The organism is Actinoplanes sp. OR16, assembly GCF_004001265.1.
GTDB lineage: Bacteria > Actinomycetota > Actinomycetes > Mycobacteriales > Micromonosporaceae > Actinoplanes.
This window is the reverse complement of record NZ_AP019371.1, coordinates 5740085-5755472: the sequence shown is the minus strand read 5'-3', so window position 1 is coordinate 5755472 and position 15388 is coordinate 5740085. Positions and strand designations below refer to the sequence as shown.

Sequence of the window (15388 nt, the reverse complement as noted above, 5' to 3'; positions counted from 1 at the left end):
CCGGCATCCTAGGAGGACAGGTCAGACGCTCCACTGAACGGCGGGAAAGGCGGCGTACAGCGTTTCCAGGTCGGCGTTCGTCTGGGCGCTCGCCCACAGCCAGACGCCGCCGTCACCGTGGGTGCGGAGCAGCAGTCCCGGGCGTGACCACCAGCGGACCGGGGATTCCTCCACGTCGATCCACATCGGCAGGTCGGGCAGCGGCACCCGGGAGAAGGCGGCCATCGCCGTCTCCGACGGGAGTTCACACGCGTTGCACAGCCGCTCGTCGTGTTCCTGGATCACCGCGGTCAGGGCCAGGTCGACGAGAGCGAGGGAGAGCCGGTCCAGGTACGGCCGCCAGCCACTCCCCGTGTCGATCACCACCGGCGGGTCCGGCAGATCGGCGGCGTCGAGCGGGATGCCCCACCTCGTCTCGGCGATCATCGGGTCGGCGTGGTGGACGACCACGACGTCGCCGTCCCGCTCGGGCACTCCGAGATCCACGAGGGCGCCGTCTCCCCACGCATGGGCGAACCGGCGCAGGAACTCCCGGACACCTGCCACGTCACCGAGCCGCGGTCCCAGCTCCGCCGCCGTATCGAATCCCGTCACCTCGGCAGGCTAGTCCCCGCGAGCCGCGCGGGCACGGTCGCGCGCGGCTGCCATCATCGCAGTCATGAGCTTCGAAGTGTGGTATCCGTTCCGGGAGAGCCCGGGGCGCGATCTGCGGGCGCGGCTGGTCGGGCGCCGCCGGTTCGGGCGGATCCGGGTCGGGGACGGCCGGATTCATCTGGGGTCGGCGGCCCTCGCGCCCGAGGAGATCACCGAGGTCGAAGCGGTGTTCCACAGCTGGCCCATCGACCCCGATCAGGACGAGAAGACCCGGGCGGAGTACGCCGCCGAGGACAAGATCTGGCTCACCGTCCGGACCCGCTCCGGACGCCGCTACGTGAGTGGCCCGGCGTCGCTGACCGAGGACCAGCGGACCGCGTTGATCGGCGCCTGGCGCGAGCTGTGCCCGCAGGCACGGTTCAGCGAGCGCCGGAAGGCCGCCCCGCCGCCGCTCACCAGTTATTGAAGCCCAGTTATTGAAGGAACGCCGCCGACCGTTCGGCGAGTTTCAGGATCTCGTCCGGTGGCAGTTCGGGAAGCATGTGGCCGGCGCCCGGCACGATTTCCACGGTCGCCGGGACGCCGGCTGCGCGCAGGGCGCCGGCCAGCCGGTGGCTCTGCCGCGGCGGGACGGCGGTGTCGGCGTCGCCGTGCAGGAACAGGAACGGCGGCGCGCCGCCATGGGCGTAGGTCACCGGGCTGGCCGCCGCGGCGAGGTCGAGCCGGCCGCCGAGCAGGGCGCCTTCGCGGGATGTGGCACTCCGGTCTCCGGTGCCACCCGCGGCGTCGATGTCGTCGGCGAGGGCGCTGAGGTCGGTCGGCGCGTACCAGCAGACGACCTTCTCCAGCCCGGCCGCGGGCTTTCGCAGGGCCGCCAGTGCCGCGAGGTGCCCACCGGCGGAGACTCCCCAGGCCACCGTGCGCGGGGTGGCGATGCCGAACGCGGAGCGCCGCCGGTCGAGGAAGTGGAGCGCGGCGAGGACGTCGTCCATCTGGGCCGGGAACGACGCCTCACCACTCAACCGGTAGTCGATGCTGGCGACCGCCAGCCCCGTACCGGTGATGGTCTCGAAGAATCCGGGCGCCGGGACGGTGGTCCGATCGCCGGCCCGCCAGCCGCCGCCGTGCAGATAGACGCAGAGGGCCACCGGGTCGTCGGGGACGTGCAGGTCGAGGGCGAGCGGCGGAGCGTAGACCACCGTCCTCACGCGGCGGGCGCCTTGTGGAACCGGCCGTCCTGCATGATGGCGACGAGGTTGTCCCGGTCCTGCAGGATGCGTACGTCCTCGGCCGGGTTGCCTCGCACCACGAGCACGTCGGCGACCCAGTCCGGCCTCAGCATGCCGATGTCGCCGAGGCCGAGCAGTTCGCCGCCGTGCTTGGTGGCAGCGGTGAGCACCTCGAGCGGTGTGTAGCCGAGGATGTCGACGAAGAGTTCCAGGTCGCGGGCGTTGCGGCCGATCGGGTTGTTCGGGAAGCCGTAGTCGCCGCCGGGCAGGGCGCGGATCCCGCGCTTCCGGATCTCCGGGTAGACGGCCATCATCCCGTCGAGGGCGGCGACCGAGCCCATCTTCTCCGCCACGGCACGGTCGATGCCGAATTCGGCGCCCTCGTGGACGTTGGCGTAGATGATGCCCGGCGCCGGCGAGACGAAGACCGTGTCCTTCACCGATTCCAGCAGGTCGAGGGCCTCCTCGTCGGCGTAGGTGCAGTGGTAGATGCTGCGGAACCCGGCCTTCACCGCCATCTTCACCGACTCGGCGGACTGAGCGTGGCAGTTGAGCCAGACACCGGCCTCGCGCGCTGCCTCACCGGCGGCGTTCGCCTCCTCCTGCGAATACTGAGTGATGTGTGATCCGCCTTCGACGAACACGTCGTCGTTGCTGAGCAGGAACTTCACGCTGTCGTAGCCCTGCTTCGCCATGTCGAGGACCCAGCGGCGGCACGCGTCCGGTCCCTGCCAGTCCGGTTCGGTGTGGCCGTCCGGGCGTACCGGATGGTTGTCCCGTTCCATGCTCGCCGCCCGCATCCGCGGACCTGGCGTCACGCCTGCCTTGATCTTGTCGCGCAGGATCACCTCGACCGGCATGGGCAGCAGCGACCCGGCCGAGTACGCCGAGGTGAACCCGGCGTCGAGCAGAATCCCCGCGTTGCGCTCGGCGCGGGCCAGCTCGGCCGGCAGACCCTCGATGTGGTGGAAGAAGGAGACGTCGAGCGGCGGGTTGAACGACGGGTCGATGTGCCCGACCGCGGACGGGAACGTCAGGTGCGCGTGCGACTCGATCAGCCCCGGCATGACCGTGCAGCCGGTCGCGTCGACGATCCGATCGGCCTGATGACCGGTGTGCCAGCCGCTTCGCACCTCGGCGATGCGGTCGCCGTCGACGATCACCTCGCCGGGCGCCGGCGCGGAGCCGCTGCCGTCGAAGACCAGGCCGTTGGTGATGACCGTGCGCGCCATGCCGAACCCTCTACTTTCACTCTATGAAAGTGGCTTTCTGCAATTCGTGTTACCCGAGTGTTTCCCTCGGTCCCGCCTGTGTCAACCGCCACATTCCATCGTCCGGAAACCTGGACAGCCGGGTACGGCGGCCGTAGCGTCACAGCACCTCACGTGAAATCGACTTTCATCTAGCGAGAGTGATGCGATGACCACAACCGAGACTCTGCGTACCCGGCTGCTGCTACCCGCGATGGTCCTGACCGCGTTCGGCCTCTACTTCGCCAGCCTCACCCCGCAGATCGTGACCCTGTCCATCCGGATCGCCGGGGTGGCGCCGGAGAACAAGACCGTCGCGCTCTCCACGGTGATCCTGATCGGGGCGTTGCTGTCGATCGCGACCCTGCCGCTGTTCGGCGCGCTCAGCGACCGCACCCGCGGCCGGTACGGCCGGCGCCGCCCGTGGCTGGTCGGCGGCGCGGCGCTCGCCCTGCTCGGCCTGGTCGTCGCCGGATCGGTGCCGTCGGTCGCCGGCGTGGCAGCGGGCTGGGCGCTCGGTTCGCTCGGCACGGGCGCGGCGTTCGCCGGGTTCCTCCCGCTGATCCCCGAGTTCGTGCCGGACCGGCTGCGGGCCCGGCTGTCCGGCCTGATCGGGTTCGTGGTCTCGCTGTCGGTGCTCAGCGGGGTGCTGCTGGGCAGCGCGCTCGTCGACCGGCCGCTGCCGATGCTGGCGATCCCCGGCGTGGTCGCGCTGGGCGCCACGGTGGTTCTGGCGTACGTGATCCGGCACGCCGACCAGGCCGTTCCCGGGGCGTTCCCGCGCTACCGGTTCCGTGACTTCCTGGACAGCTACTGGCTGCGCACCGGCGGCGACCGCGACTTCGCCTGGAACTGGGTGAGCCGGCTGCTGCTCGGGCTCGCCTACGTCGGCGTGCAGACCTACGCCACCTACTACCTCACCGACACGGCCGGGCTGACGATCGACGACGCCGCCGCCGAGTACGCGCGGTTCACCGCGATCTCCACCCCGATCGGCGTGGTCTGCTTCCTGCTGTCCGGTTACCTGTCCGACCGGCTCGGCCGCCGCAGGGCGTTCGTCGTGGTCGGCGCGGCGGTGCTGGCCACCGGCCTGGTCGTGGCGGCGGTGACGCAGAGCCTCACCGGCTTCCTGATCGGCTGGCTGATCCTCAGCGTCGGGCAGGCCGTCTACCTGACCGTCGACATCGCCATCGCCGCCGAGGTGGTGCCGGATCCGTCCAACGCGGGCAAGGCGATGAGCGTCTACCAGGTGGCGACCTTGCTTCCCAACGTCGGGGCGCCGGTGGTGGCGGTGGCGGTCCTCGCGGTCGGCGGCTACCCGGCGTTCTTCATCGTCCTCGCGGTGATCGCCGTGCTGTCCGCGGTGGCGGTGACGTTCGTCCGCCGCATCTCGTGACGTGGAGGGGGATCCGCGGATCCCCCTCCACGCAACTATGCGCCGACCATGTTGAAACCACCGTCGGCCACCATGAACCCGCCCGTCATGTGCGCGGCGTCGTCGCTGGCCAGGAAGAGCGCCGTCCCGGCCAGCTCGGCCGGGCCCGGGATGCGGCCCATCGGCGTCATCGAGCGCAGCTTCTCGGCACGGCCGGACTTCCAGTCGTCGCGGCGCAGCGTCGCCTCGGTCTCGATGAAGCCGGGCGCGAAGACGTTGACCCGCACGGCCGGGGCGAAGGCGGCGGCGTACGACTTGGTCAGGCCGATGATGCCGTACTTGGCGGCGGCGTACTGCGGGGCGCGTGCGCTGCCCCGGACCACCACGGTGGAGCCGATGTTGACGATGCTCCCGTGGCCCTGCTCCAGCATCCGGGCGCCGAACTCGTGGACGCAGAGCAGCGTGCCCTTGATGTCGACGTCGAGGACGTGGTCGATCGACTCCTCGGTGATGTCCCGCCACGACATCTGCTCACGTGCCACGTCGCCGACGTTGTTGACCAGCACGTCCAGGCCGCCGAACGCGGTGAAGGCGGTGTCGGCCATCGTGCGGATGTCGTCCCAGCTGGTGATGTCCCCCTGGATCAGGACCGCCTCGCCGCCGACGCCCCGGATCCGCTCGGCGGTGCGCTCGGCGCCGTCCTTTGATCGGTTGTAGTGCACGCCGACCCGGGCGCCCTCCTGCGCGGCCCGGACGGCGATCTCCGCGCCGAAGCCGGTGCCGGCGCCGGTGACCAGCACCGACCGGCCGGGAAAGCGCTGGGTGATGACCTTTTCGCTCACAATGCTCCCTAAACTAGGACTCGACCACCGTCGATGTACAAGATCTGGCCGGTCACGAACGCGGCCCGATCCGAGGCGAGGAAGGTGACCGCGTCGGCGACCTCCTCGGGACGACCCAGCCGGCCGGCCGGGACCAGGGCGGTGAGCGCCTCGCGGTGACCGTCGGCGTCCAGGTAGGCGCGGGTCAGGCCGGTCTCGATGTAACCGGGGGCGACCGCGTTGACCGTCACGCCGCACGGCGCCCACTCCCGGGCCATCACCCGCAGCAGCTGGTTGAGGCCGCCCTTCGTCGCCGCGTACGGCGCGTGGTGCGGGTGGGCGAGCAGCCCGGAGACCGAGGAGCAGAAGACCATCCGGCCGTAGCCGTTCGCCGTCATCACCCGGCCCGCCGCCTGCCCGCTCCAGTAGGCGGTCGACAGGTTCAGGTTGACGATCTCCGACCAGTCGTCGTCGCCGAGGTCGAGGACCGGGCGGCGGACGTTGCGGCCGACGGCGTGCAGGAAGACGTCGAGGCCACCCAGCCGGTCGGCGGCCTCGCCGACGAGGGCGCGGCAGGCCGGCGCGGTGGACAGGTCGGCCTCGGCGGTCTCCAGATCGGCGCCGGCCTCCTTAGCGTCGCGCCGCACCGACTCCAGGCGATCCGCGTCGACGTCGGCCAGCAGCACCCGGGCGCCGGCCGCGGCGAGGGCCACGGCACTGGCGCCCCCGAGGCCGCCGGCGCCGACCACCAATGCCGGACGGCCGGTGAGTCCCAGCCAATCTGTCATGCGTACACCGCCTGTTCTTGCTTCTTCTCGACAGATGAAAGTAGCTTTCTCGTACGCTAGACCGGGGCTGCGATCCCTGTCCAGCCACCACTGGGACACTGATCCTTTTCGAAGGGAAGCCGATGCCACCCAAGCAACAGGGCGATGCCGCAAAGCCGGAATACCGCGTCGAGGCCCTCGCCAAAGGCCTGCGCATCCTGTCGCTCTTCACCGAGCAGCGGCCGACCTGGCGGGTCAGCGACATCGCGCCGGCGGTCGGGATGCCGCTGCCGACCGTCTACCGCGTGATCATGACGCTCACCGCGGAGGGCTATCTCGACCACCTGCCGAACGGCGACTACCGGCCCGGCGTCCGGGTGCTGACCCTCGGCAACGCCGCCCTGCGCGGCCTCGACCTGGTCGAACTCGCCACACCCCGGCTGCAGCAGCTCGGCGCGGCCAGCGGCGAGACGGTCAACCTCGCGGTGCTGACCGGCGACCGGATCCTCTACCTGGTGCGGCTGCGCAACTCCGACCTGGTCACCGCGAACATCCAGGTCGGCTCGACGCTGCCCGCGGTGCACACCTCGATCGGCAAGCTGCTCCTGGCACACCTCGACGAGGACGACCTGACCAGCCGGATCACCGAGAGGTCGTTCGCCCGCCAGCACGGGCCGAACGCCAAGGTCTCCCTCGACGAGCTGCGCGGCGAACTCGCCAAGATCCGCGAGGAGGGCTGGGCGCTGCAGGACGAGGAGCTGGCCTTCGGCCTGCGCTCGGTGGCCGCGCCGGTCCGCGACGCCTCGGGCCGGGTGATCGCCGGGGCGAACCTGGCGGTGCAGTCGCGGGACTGGTCCAGCCAGCGGATCATCCGGGAGTTGCGGCCGCTCATCGAGAAGGCGTGCGCGGACATCTCGGCGCTGCTCGGATGACCCGCCTGCCGGGGATGCCGCCCTCGTCTCTCGATGACGCGCAGCGGGCGCTCCATGACGCCATTGCCGGCGGGGAACGCGCCAATGGGCCGTTTCCCCTGGTGGACGAGGACGGCGCACTCGTCGGCCCGTTCAACGCGATGCTGCTGCAGCCCGCGCTCGGCGAGGCGCTGCAGGCTCTCGGGAGCGCGGTGCGATACCGCACCTCGCTCAGTGGGCGGGCACGGGAGATCGCCGTTCTCACGGTGGCGCGGGTCTGGGAGAGCGACTTCGAGACGTACGCCCACCGCGCCGCCGGCCTGGCCGCCGGACTCAGCGCGGCGGAGCTGGACGCGACCCGGTTCGGCGACCCGTACGAGCAGCTCGTCGCGGACACCACCGTCGCTCTCGCCGTTCGGGGCGACCTCACCGACGCCGAGTTCACGGCGGCCCGCGACGGGCTCGGCGAGGCGACGATCTTCGAGCTGACCACGCTGGTCGGGTACTACGCGACGCTCGCGCTCCAGCTTCGAGTCTTCCGCGTTTCCTCGCCCGGGCGTACGCTTCCCTCGTAGCAGTGAAAGCTACTTTCATCTAGTGAGAATCGGATACGCGATGCGCCTGGTGACTTTCGATGAGGGACGGGTCGGCCGGCTCGAGGACGACACGGTCGTCGAGCTGGACTGCGGTTCGACCCGGGAGTTCTTCGCACGGGACGGCGTGGTCGGCGAGACCGGGGAACGGCTGGCGCTGTCCGGCGTACGGCTGAAGGCCCCCATCGTCCCGAAGAAGTTCTTCCACACCGCCGGGAACTTCGCCGCGCACCACGAGGAACTCCAGGCGGTGAACTGGTCGCACCCGGTGCACAAGGGCATCGTGTTCTTCCAGAACGTCGACGCGATCATCGGGCCGGACGACGACATCGTCTATCCGGAAGGGCTCACCAAGGAGCTGGACTACGAGCTGGAGCTCGGCGTGATCATCGGCAAGCCCGGCAAGTGGTTCACGCCCGAGCAGGCCGTCGAGCACATCGCCGGCTACCTGGTCTTCAACGACATCACCGCCCGCGACATCCAGCGCCGCGAGATGCAGTCCGGGGTGTTCTCGTTCTCGAAGGGCATCGACACCTTCTGCCCGATCGGCCCGTGGATCGTCACCGCCGACGAGATCGGTGACCCGCACAAGCTCGCCATGGAGCTGCGGGTCAACGGCGAGGTCCGGCAATCCGGCAACACCGATCAGCTGCTGCTGCCGATCCCGCACCTGGTCGCCCACCACTCCCCGCAGGGCTACTCGGCCGGCGACATCATCACGACCGGCACCATCTCCGGCGTCGCGGCCATCCAGCCGAACCCGTTCGACTATTACCTGCGTCCCGGCGACGTCGTCGAGGCCGAGATCGAAGGTGTCGGCGTGCTGCGCAACCGGGTGGTGCCGTGGAGCGCCGCGCACGACACACCGCCGTACTCCAGCTCGCTCTACGGTTCCCTCGTCTGATGCGGTTCGGGACTCTGGACGGGCGCTTCGTGGCGCTCCGCGACGGCCTGGCCGTGGACACCGGCCTCGACCCCTTGTCCGCGCTCGCGCGTCTCGACTCGCTGGGTGCTTCACTTCCTCCTTTCCCGTACGAGGAGAGCTCTCTCGGCGCCCCTGTTCCGCACCCTCGGCAGGTCTTCGCGGTGGCACTGAACTACCGGCCGCACGCCGCCGAGGCCGGCTACCGGCCACCGGCCGACCCACTGATCTTCACGAAGTTCCCGTCCTGCATCACCGGCCCGTTCGCCGAGGTCACCCTGCCGCCCGGCCGCCCGGACTGGGAGATCGAGGTGGTCGCGGTGATCGGCGCGGGCGGTTTCGCGATCCCCCGCTCGCAGGCGTGGGACGCGGTGGCGGGACTGACCGTCGGCCAGGACCTCTCCGAGCGGGAACTGCAGACGCGCGGCACTCCCCCGCAGTTCTCCCTGGCCAAGTCCTTCCCCGGCTTCGGACCCACCGGCCCGGTCCTGGTCACCCCGGACGAATTCCCCGACCGCGACGACATCGCCTTCACCTGCCACCTCGGCGACGAACTGGTCCAGCACGGCCGCACCAGCGAGATGATCTTCCCGATCCCGGAGCTGGTGGCCCGCATCTCCGCCGTCTGCCCCCTGCTACCCGGCGACCTCATCTTCACCGGCACCCCGGCGGGGGTCGGCAACCGGCGGACGCCACCGCGCTACCTGCGGCCCGGCGAGGTCCTGACCAGCCGAGTGGAAGGCATCGGCGAGATCCGCCAGACCTTCCGCTGACGAGCCGGGTCCGAATTCGGTTCACCCGGTGGCGGCTGCTCCCGATACTGGGCCGGTGGATCTTCGCGAACGGGCCGCCGCGCTTATCGAGTCGGCCGGGTACGGCGACGGCGACCGGGTCGTGGCCGGGCTGCGGCACGGGGACGCGCCGGCGGTGTACGTGAGCCACGGCGAGCCGTTCACGACGGCCTGCGTCGCGTCGGTGTCGAAGCAGATCACGGCCGCGTGCGTGGCGCTGCTCGTACGGCAGGGGGAGCTCGACGTCGAGTCGGCGCTGGCCGACTGGATCCTCGAGCTTCCGGCGTGGGCGGCCACCGTCCGGGTGCGGCACCTGATCCACCACACCGGAGGGCTGCCCGAGGCCGGCGAGTTCTTCGCGCTCAAGAAGGCCGGCCGGGACCGGACCGTCCCCGGCATCCTGGCCGAGCTGGGCGGGCACGAGACCGTGGAGAGCACACCGGGAACCGCCTTCAGCTACCGCAATCCCGGCTACACCTGCCTGTCGGTCATCGTCGAACGGATCGCCGGCGAGCCGTTCCCCGACTTCGCGCGCTCACGCCTGTTCGAACCGCTCGGCATGACCGCCACCCGCTACTGGCCCGGCCCGGATCCGTTCCCGCCCGGCGCCACACCGACCGAACCGGGTTCCCCGGCGCCGCTGTCACTGGGCGACTGCGGCGTCTGGTCGACGGCGGCCGACCTGATGCGCTGGAACGAGGCCCTGGCGAACGATGAACTCGGCGTCTCCGGCCTGCTGCACACGGCCGGCCGGCTCGACGACGGCACGCCCCTCCCCTACGGCTGGGGCGTCGACGTGCTGACCCGAGCCGGCTTCCCGCTGCACCGCCACGGCGGCCTGTGGGCAGGACTGAGCGCCCAGATCGCCCGGCTGCCCGCCCAGCGCGCCGCCATGGTGGTGATCGCGCTGGATCACACGGAGGCCCGTACCCAGAGACTCGCCGACAGCCTGATCGACGAGTTGGTCACCCACTGAGAACACCAGCCTCGCCGTGAGGTCAGGGCGGCCGTCCGGCTGATCGTCGAGCGCGAGGGATCAGACCTCGGCCGTCAGCTCGAAGACCTGGTCGGTCGGGTGCCCGGCCCTCTCGTGCACCCGCATCACCGCCTCCTTGCTGGGGCCGGTGCTGAGGCAGAACACCTTCCCGGACTCGGGGTCGAGCCAGGCGCGCTCGAAGTGCACCCCCTCCTCGGCCTCGATCTTCAGGTCGGCGTCGTGTGCGGCGCTCAGTTGTTCGGCGGTGACGCCGTAGAAGCCGTCGTGGACGTCCATGAACTTCGCCATCGGGAAACACCTCGTGAGAAGGATGAAGGAGTGGAACTGACCGGGTGAGCGTCGCCCGCGGACCGGCCGTCGGACATCGGTCAGAACACCTAGGAAGGCCGGGGACTGCTCCTAAAGTTCCGCTGTGACGCTCAGCAGTCCGGTCCTGATCGGCCGTGAAGACCTGCTCGACCTCGCCGGGCGGCGGCTGGCCGAGGCCGCCGGAGGCGCCGGCGAACTGCTGCTCCTGGCCGGGGAGGCGGGCATCGGCAAGACCCGGCTGCTGCGGGAGATCAGCGGGCGGGCGGCCGGCGACGGGTTCGCGGTGGTCGGCGCGGCGGCCGTCCCCGGTGACGCGGAGGTCGCCGCGGGCCTGCTGACCGATCTCGGCGCGGCGCTGCGACGGGACCCGGCGACCGCGGAGATCGGCGCCCGGCTGATCCGGCAGCTGAGGAAGGACGGAGTCCAGCATCGGCGGCTGCTGGTCGCCGACCTCCTCGACATGATCGAAGAGGTGATCCAGCGACCGACCCTGATCACCTGCGAGGACCTGCACTGGGCCGACGAGCTGACCCTCGACCTGCTCGCCAGGCTGGCGCTGCGGGCCCGGTCGCTGCCGCTGCTGGTTGTCGGTACGTACCGCAGCGACGAGCTCTACCCACGGACGCCGACGCGCGCCTGGCGGTCCCGGCTGGTCACCCAGCGCCACGCCGAGGAGGCCCGGCTGCCCCGCCTCGACCGGGCCGGCACCGCGAAGCTGGCGGCGGCCATCACCGGCGAGGAGCGCGGCGACGTCTTCGACCGCACCGACGGGATCCCGCTGCACGTCGAGGAGTTCCTGGCCGCCGCCGACGCCGATCGGGTGCCGGACAGCCTGGCCGACGCGGTGCTGTTCCGGGCCGAGCAGCTCGGCACGGCAGCCCGGGACCTGGCCGCGACGGCGTCGGTGCTGGGCCGGTCGTTCGACCTCGACCTGCTGGCCGCGATCACGAAGGAGCGGCCGGATGTGATCGATGCGGCGCTGCGGGAGCTGGGCGAGCGGTTCTTCGTGCAGCCGCGCGGCGACGGCAGCGCGTACGACTTCCGGCACGCCCTGATCCGCGACGCGCTCTACGCCGACCTCGCCCCGCTGCGACGGCGTGAACTGCACGGCCGAGCCGCCGAGGTGGCGGCGGCGGCCGGTTTCGCCCCGGCGTTCGTGAGCGACCAGTTCGAACGGGCGCAGCGTCCGCACGAGGCTTTCCCGTACGCGGAGAAGGCCGCCGCCGAAGCCGCCGCCCTCTCCGCCCACCAGGAGGCCGCCCACCTCTACCGGCGGGCGCTGCGGACGATCCCGGCCGGAAGGAACCGGGCGGCCGTGCTGACCGCCCTGGCCGGGGAGTTCGCGGCGATCGACGACAACGCGGCGGCGGACGCCGCCTACGCCGAGGCGTACCGGATCCGGATCGAGTGCGGCGAACCGGTGGCGGCGGCCGCCCTGCTGCCCGAGTGGGTGGCGGTGCGCCACCTGCTCGGCGACGACCTGGGAAGACGGACCGCGACTCTGGACGCCGGATTGGACCTGGCCGGGGACGATCTCGCGGTGCGGGCGCGGTTGCACGCGGCGCTCGCGGCGGCGTACATGCTGGATCGGAGGCTCCCCGAAGCACTGGACAACGGTGAACGGGCACGGATGGTCCTCCACGACGACCTCGACCTGGATGTCACGGTCGGTTCGGTGCTGCTGTTCCTGGGCCGGCTGGACGAGGGATACGCCCTGCTGGAGACCGCGATCAGCCGCGCTGCCGGCGGGAACCGGGAGAAGACGGCCGCGCGGGCGTACCGGATGATCGGCTCTTCGACGTCGGTCCTCGTCGAATACGATCGCGCGGAGCGGTGGCTGACCGAGGGGATCGCCTACGCGGACCGGGTCGAGCGGTTCAACGACCGGCACTACATGGCGGCACACCTGGCGCACGTGCGGTGGGCGACCGGTGACATCGCGGGCGCGCGGACCCTCGCCGAGGCCGCGCTCGCCGACGGCCGCGGCGGCATCACGACCCGCATCACCGCCCTGCACGTGCTCGGTTACGCGGATCTCGCCGCCGATCCGGTGGCGGCGCACGCGGCGCTGACCACCGCAGCGGATCTCGGTGCGGCCATGCACGAGCTCCAGCGCGTCTCCCCGGCCTGGTGGGGCCTGGCCGAGCTGGCGTTCCTCGGCGGAGATCACGACGCGGCCCTCGCGCGGTGCGAGCAGGGATTCGCGGCATCGGCCGCGGTGGGTGACGCTTCCTACCTCTTCCCGTACGTCGTCACCGCCGTGCGAAGCGCGCTGGCGGCGAACGGGCCCTCGCGGGCCCGGGAGTGGCTGGCGCGGGCCGAGCCCTTGCTGGCGGCACGCGCGATCCCCGGAACCCTCGCCGCCGCCGACCACGCGTGGGGTCTGATCCACCTGGCGGAGGGGCAGACCGGGATGGCCCGTGCCCGGCTCGACCGGGCAGCGACGGCCTGGGCCGCCCGGCGGCGCTTCTGGGAGGGTACGGCCGTGCTGCTGGACCAGGCCCGCTGTGCCCATCGCACGAGACGCCCGGCCGAGGCGGCGGCCCTGGTCACGGCCGCCCGGACGGCGTGGGGACCGAGCTCGCCGCCGTCCGCGTGGCTGGCCGGGACGCCCGCCGCGGGAGGTCCCGCCGAGTCCCCGCTGACCGCCCGCGAGCTGGAAGTGGCCCGGCTCGTGGCGTCCGGCCGCACCGACCGGGAGATCGCCGGCGAGCTGGTCATCTCGCCGAGGACGGTCGGCGCGCACGTCGAGCACATCCGTACCAAGCTCGGTGTGACCCGCCGCGCCCAGATCGCCGGCTGGCTGGCGACCGCTGTGAGCGACGACTCCCCGGCGCGGCTCCAAGATCGTCGACGCGGTTCCTAGGATTGCCGGATGAGTGACGCAACCACGCCCGAGCAGCTCCGCCAGCAGATCCAGGACCTGGACGCCGAGATCGCCGAGCTGCGCCGGCTGGGCGGGGACGCCCAGGCCCGCCGCGGCGAGGACGGTGCCGAGTCCGAGGGCATCATCGAGAACGAGGAACTGGCCACCGAGCTGACCGGCATCGCCGAGAACGAGGCCGTCCTCGACGTGCTGCTTCAGCGCCGGGAACGCCTCGTGGAGAAACTTCAGCAATAGTGTGTCGACATCCGTTCCGCCGCTCCGACGTACCCCGTGAGCGACGGAACGGCCGTCGCCGCCCGCTGGAGGACCGATCGATGAAGTACGTCATCCTGATCCACTCGAACCCGCAGCCCTGGGGCCACCCGACGAGCGACTACCTCGCCGACCACCAGGCGTTGCCGGGCGAGGTCCGGGCCCGGCTCAACGCCGAGTTCGAGACGGTGATGGCCGAGCTGAGCGCGAACGGTGAGCTGCTCGGCGGTGAGGCGCTCGGCGACCCGGCCGACGCCCGGCTGTACCGCTGGCGCGACGGCGAGCCGCTCGCCGCCGACGGGCCGTACTCGGAGTCGAAGGAACACCTCGCCGGCTTCTTCCTGGTCGACGTGGAGAACCGGGAACGCGCCGAGCAGGTCGCCGCCCGGTTCTCCGGCCCCGGCGAGACGGTGGAGCTGCGCCCGCTGATGTGGCCGGGCGGCGACGACCAGTGAGCGATGTTCTGGGTGACGTGTGGCGCCGGGAGGCGCCGCACGTGCTCGGGGCGCTGCTGCGCCGCTACGGTGACCTCGGCGATTGCGAGGAGGCGCTGCAGGACGCCGCCGAGGCGGCGGCGATCCAGTGGCCGGTCGAGGGCATGCCCGACGCGCCGCGCGCGTGGCTGATCACCGTTGCTTCGCGCAAGCTGATCGACCGGGCGCGGTCCCAGGCGGCGAGGGCACGACGGGAGACGCTGGACGCCGCGCAACGGCCCGAAGCGGCCGACGAGCCGGCCGGCGCCGACCACGACGACACGCTGCGGCTGTTCTTCCTCTGCTGCCATCCGGCGCTGACCAGGCCGTCGCAGGTGGCGCTCTGCCTGCGCTCGGTGGCCGGTCTCAGCGTGCCGGAGATCGCAGCCGCCTACCTGGTGCCGGTCCGCACGATGACGCAGCGTCTCACCCGGGCACGGACGATGCTGCGCCAGGCCGGCGCCCGGTTCGCCATGCCGTCCGCCGACGAGATGCCGGGGCGGGTGGCGGCGGTCCTCGACGTCTGCCACCTGGTCTTCACCGAGGGCTACGCGCGGACGTCCGGCGAGACGCTCCTCGACGTCCGGCTCGCCGAGGAGGCGATCCGGTTGCTCCGGCAGCTGTCCGCCGCGCTGCCCGACCACGCCGAGGTGGCCGGCGCGCTGGCCCTGACCCTGCTCACCCACGCCCGGTCACCGGCCCGGGCCGACGCCGCCGGCGACCTGATCACCCTCGCCGACCAGGACCGCTCGCTCTGGCGCGCCGACCTGATCGCCGAGGGCGTCGACCTGCTGGAACGCACCCTGCCCCGCGGTCACGTCGGCCGGTTCCAGCTGCAGGCAGCGATCGCCGCCGTGCACGCCGAGGCGGAGAACTACGAGAAGACCGACTGGCTGCAGATCAGCGCCCTGTACGACATGCTCGGCCGGGTGGCCCCGAGCCCGGCCGTCACGCTGAACCACGCCGTGGCGGTGGCGATGGCCCACGGCCCGGCAGCCGGCCTGGCGATGACCGAACCCCTGACCTCCGACCCCGCCCTGCACCGCCACCACCGCCTGCACGCCGTCCGGGCCCACCTGCTGGAGATGGCCGGCGACCCGGATGCGGCGAGAGAGCAGTACCGGACGGCCGCCCGGCTGACGGCGAGCCTGCCCGAGCAGCGCTACCTCAACCGTAGGGCCGGCGCCCTGCCGAGGTGATCCGCCTTCTCCGGTTCC

At 71.7% G+C, this 15388-nt stretch carries 17 protein-coding genes; 11 read left to right on the top strand and 6 right to left on the bottom strand.

What is annotated here, in order from left to right; translation table 11 throughout:
• Positions 1-21: 21 nt before the first annotated feature.
• On the bottom strand, positions 22-594 hold the full coding sequence (locus tag EP757_RS26220) for a hypothetical protein (protein WP_127550326.1): 573 nt from the start codon (positions 592-594) through the stop codon (positions 22-24).
• 64 nt (positions 595-658) lie between these two features.
• On the opposite strand from EP757_RS26220, the gene EP757_RS26215 reads away from it, so the two are divergent.
• Positions 659-1060, top strand: a complete 402-nt coding sequence (locus EP757_RS26215; protein ID WP_127550324.1) for a hypothetical protein — start codon at positions 659-661, stop codon at positions 1058-1060.
• Between the two features lie 7 nt (positions 1061-1067).
• On the opposite strand, the gene EP757_RS26210 is transcribed toward EP757_RS26215, so the two are convergent.
• Complete coding sequence (locus EP757_RS26210) at positions 1068-1802, bottom strand: alpha/beta hydrolase (RefSeq protein WP_160165890.1); 735 nt, start codon at positions 1800-1802, stop codon at positions 1068-1070.
• Entirely contained in the window at positions 1799-3055 is a 1257-nt protein-coding gene (locus EP757_RS26205; protein ID WP_127550321.1) for an amidohydrolase family protein, read from the bottom strand. Before EP757_RS26205 ends, EP757_RS26210 begins: the two co-directional genes overlap by 4 nt.
• Before the next feature lie 187 nt (positions 3056-3242).
• Between EP757_RS26205 and EP757_RS26200 the strand changes: the two genes are divergently transcribed.
• Positions 3243-4469 (top strand): MFS transporter, encoded by a 1227-nt coding sequence (locus EP757_RS26200; protein ID WP_197725381.1) that lies wholly within the window; start codon positions 3243-3245, stop codon positions 4467-4469.
• A 35-nt stretch (positions 4470-4504) separates the two neighbouring features.
• Here EP757_RS26200 and EP757_RS26195 read toward each other — a convergent pair whose 3' ends face one another.
• Complete coding sequence (locus EP757_RS26195) at positions 4505-5290, bottom strand: SDR family NAD(P)-dependent oxidoreductase (protein WP_127550319.1); 786 nt, start codon at positions 5288-5290, stop codon at positions 4505-4507.
• Between the two features lie 8 nt (positions 5291-5298).
• Positions 5299-6057, bottom strand: coding sequence for an SDR family NAD(P)-dependent oxidoreductase (locus tag EP757_RS26190; RefSeq protein ID WP_127550317.1), 759 nt, complete (start codon positions 6055-6057; stop codon positions 5299-5301).
• Positions 6058-6179: 122 nt separating this feature from the next.
• Between EP757_RS26190 and EP757_RS26185 the strand changes: the two genes are divergently transcribed.
• From EP757_RS26185 to EP757_RS26165, 5 genes are read left to right on the top strand one after another with little or no spacing between them, the layout of a single operon-like run.
• Positions 6180-6968 (top strand): IclR family transcriptional regulator, encoded by a 789-nt coding sequence (locus EP757_RS26185; protein WP_127550315.1) that lies wholly within the window; start codon positions 6180-6182, stop codon positions 6966-6968.
• Positions 6965-7522 (top strand): carboxymuconolactone decarboxylase family protein, encoded by a 558-nt coding sequence (locus tag EP757_RS26180; RefSeq protein WP_127554449.1) that lies wholly within the window; start codon positions 6965-6967, stop codon positions 7520-7522. The genes EP757_RS26185 and EP757_RS26180 overlap by 4 nt, the downstream gene beginning before the upstream one ends.
• 22 nt (positions 7523-7544) lie before the next feature.
• Positions 7545-8444: a fumarylacetoacetate hydrolase family protein gene (locus EP757_RS26175; protein WP_232050011.1), complete on the top strand. Its 900-nt coding sequence runs from the start codon at positions 7545-7547 to the stop codon at positions 8442-8444.
• Entirely contained in the window at positions 8444-9235 is a 792-nt protein-coding gene (locus EP757_RS26170; RefSeq protein ID WP_127550313.1) for a fumarylacetoacetate hydrolase family protein, read from the top strand. Before EP757_RS26175 ends, EP757_RS26170 begins: the two co-directional genes overlap by 1 nt.
• A 55-nt stretch (positions 9236-9290) precedes the next feature.
• Positions 9291-10229 (top strand): serine hydrolase, encoded by a 939-nt coding sequence (locus tag EP757_RS26165; protein WP_160165889.1) that lies wholly within the window; start codon positions 9291-9293, stop codon positions 10227-10229.
• Between the two features lie 60 nt (positions 10230-10289).
• Here EP757_RS26165 and EP757_RS26160 read toward each other — a convergent pair whose 3' ends face one another.
• Positions 10290-10538, bottom strand: a complete 249-nt coding sequence (locus EP757_RS26160; RefSeq protein ID WP_127550309.1) for an SCO4226 family nickel-binding protein — start codon at positions 10536-10538, stop codon at positions 10290-10292.
• Between the two features lie 124 nt (positions 10539-10662).
• On the opposite strand from EP757_RS26160, the gene EP757_RS26155 reads away from it, so the two are divergent.
• The 4 genes from EP757_RS26155 (at position 10663) to EP757_RS26140 (ending at position 15370) form a co-directional block, all read left to right on the top strand.
• Complete coding sequence (locus EP757_RS26155) at positions 10663-13425, top strand: AAA family ATPase (RefSeq protein ID WP_127550307.1); 2763 nt, start codon at positions 10663-10665, stop codon at positions 13423-13425.
• A 9-nt stretch (positions 13426-13434) separates the two neighbouring features.
• Positions 13435-13680 carry a hypothetical protein gene (locus EP757_RS26150; protein WP_127550305.1) on the top strand — a complete coding sequence of 82 codons (246 nt, stop codon included), beginning with the start codon at positions 13435-13437 and terminating at the stop codon, positions 13678-13680.
• A gap of 80 nt (positions 13681-13760) precedes the next feature.
• Positions 13761-14153, top strand: a complete 393-nt coding sequence (locus tag EP757_RS26145) for a YciI family protein (RefSeq protein ID WP_127550303.1) — start codon at positions 13761-13763, stop codon at positions 14151-14153.
• Complete coding sequence (locus EP757_RS26140; RefSeq protein ID WP_174262445.1) at positions 14150-15370, top strand: RNA polymerase sigma factor; 1221 nt, start codon at positions 14150-14152, stop codon at positions 15368-15370. Before EP757_RS26145 ends, EP757_RS26140 begins: the two co-directional genes overlap by 4 nt.
• Positions 15371-15388: the final 18 nt, after the last annotated feature.

Excerpts from the sequence above, each read along its gene's own strand:
- EP757_RS26215 (WP_127550324.1), top strand. The coding sequence starts at position 659 with ATGAGCTTCGAAGTGTGGTATCCGTTCCGGGAGAGCCCGGGGCGCGAT.
- EP757_RS26205 (WP_127550321.1), bottom strand. The coding sequence starts at position 3,055 with ATGGCGCGCACGGTCATCACCAACGGCCTGGTCTTCGACGGCAGCGGC.
- EP757_RS26200 (WP_197725381.1), top strand. The coding sequence starts at position 3,243 with ATGACCACAACCGAGACTCTGCGTACCCGGCTGCTGCTACCCGCGATG.
- EP757_RS26190 (WP_127550317.1), bottom strand. The coding sequence starts at position 6,057 with ATGACAGATTGGCTGGGACTCACCGGCCGTCCGGCATTGGTGGTCGGC.
- EP757_RS26185 (WP_127550315.1), top strand. The coding sequence starts at position 6,180 with ATGCCACCCAAGCAACAGGGCGATGCCGCAAAGCCGGAATACCGCGTC.
- EP757_RS26180 (WP_127554449.1), top strand. The coding sequence starts at position 6,965 with ATGACCCGCCTGCCGGGGATGCCGCCCTCGTCTCTCGATGACGCGCAG.
- EP757_RS26170 (WP_127550313.1), top strand. The coding sequence starts at position 8,444 with ATGCGGTTCGGGACTCTGGACGGGCGCTTCGTGGCGCTCCGCGACGGC.
- EP757_RS26160 (WP_127550309.1), bottom strand. The coding sequence starts at position 10,538 with ATGGCGAAGTTCATGGACGTCCACGACGGCTTCTACGGCGTCACCGCC.
- EP757_RS26150 (WP_127550305.1), top strand. The coding sequence starts at position 13,435 with ATGAGTGACGCAACCACGCCCGAGCAGCTCCGCCAGCAGATCCAGGAC.
- EP757_RS26145 (WP_127550303.1), top strand. The coding sequence starts at position 13,761 with ATGAAGTACGTCATCCTGATCCACTCGAACCCGCAGCCCTGGGGCCAC.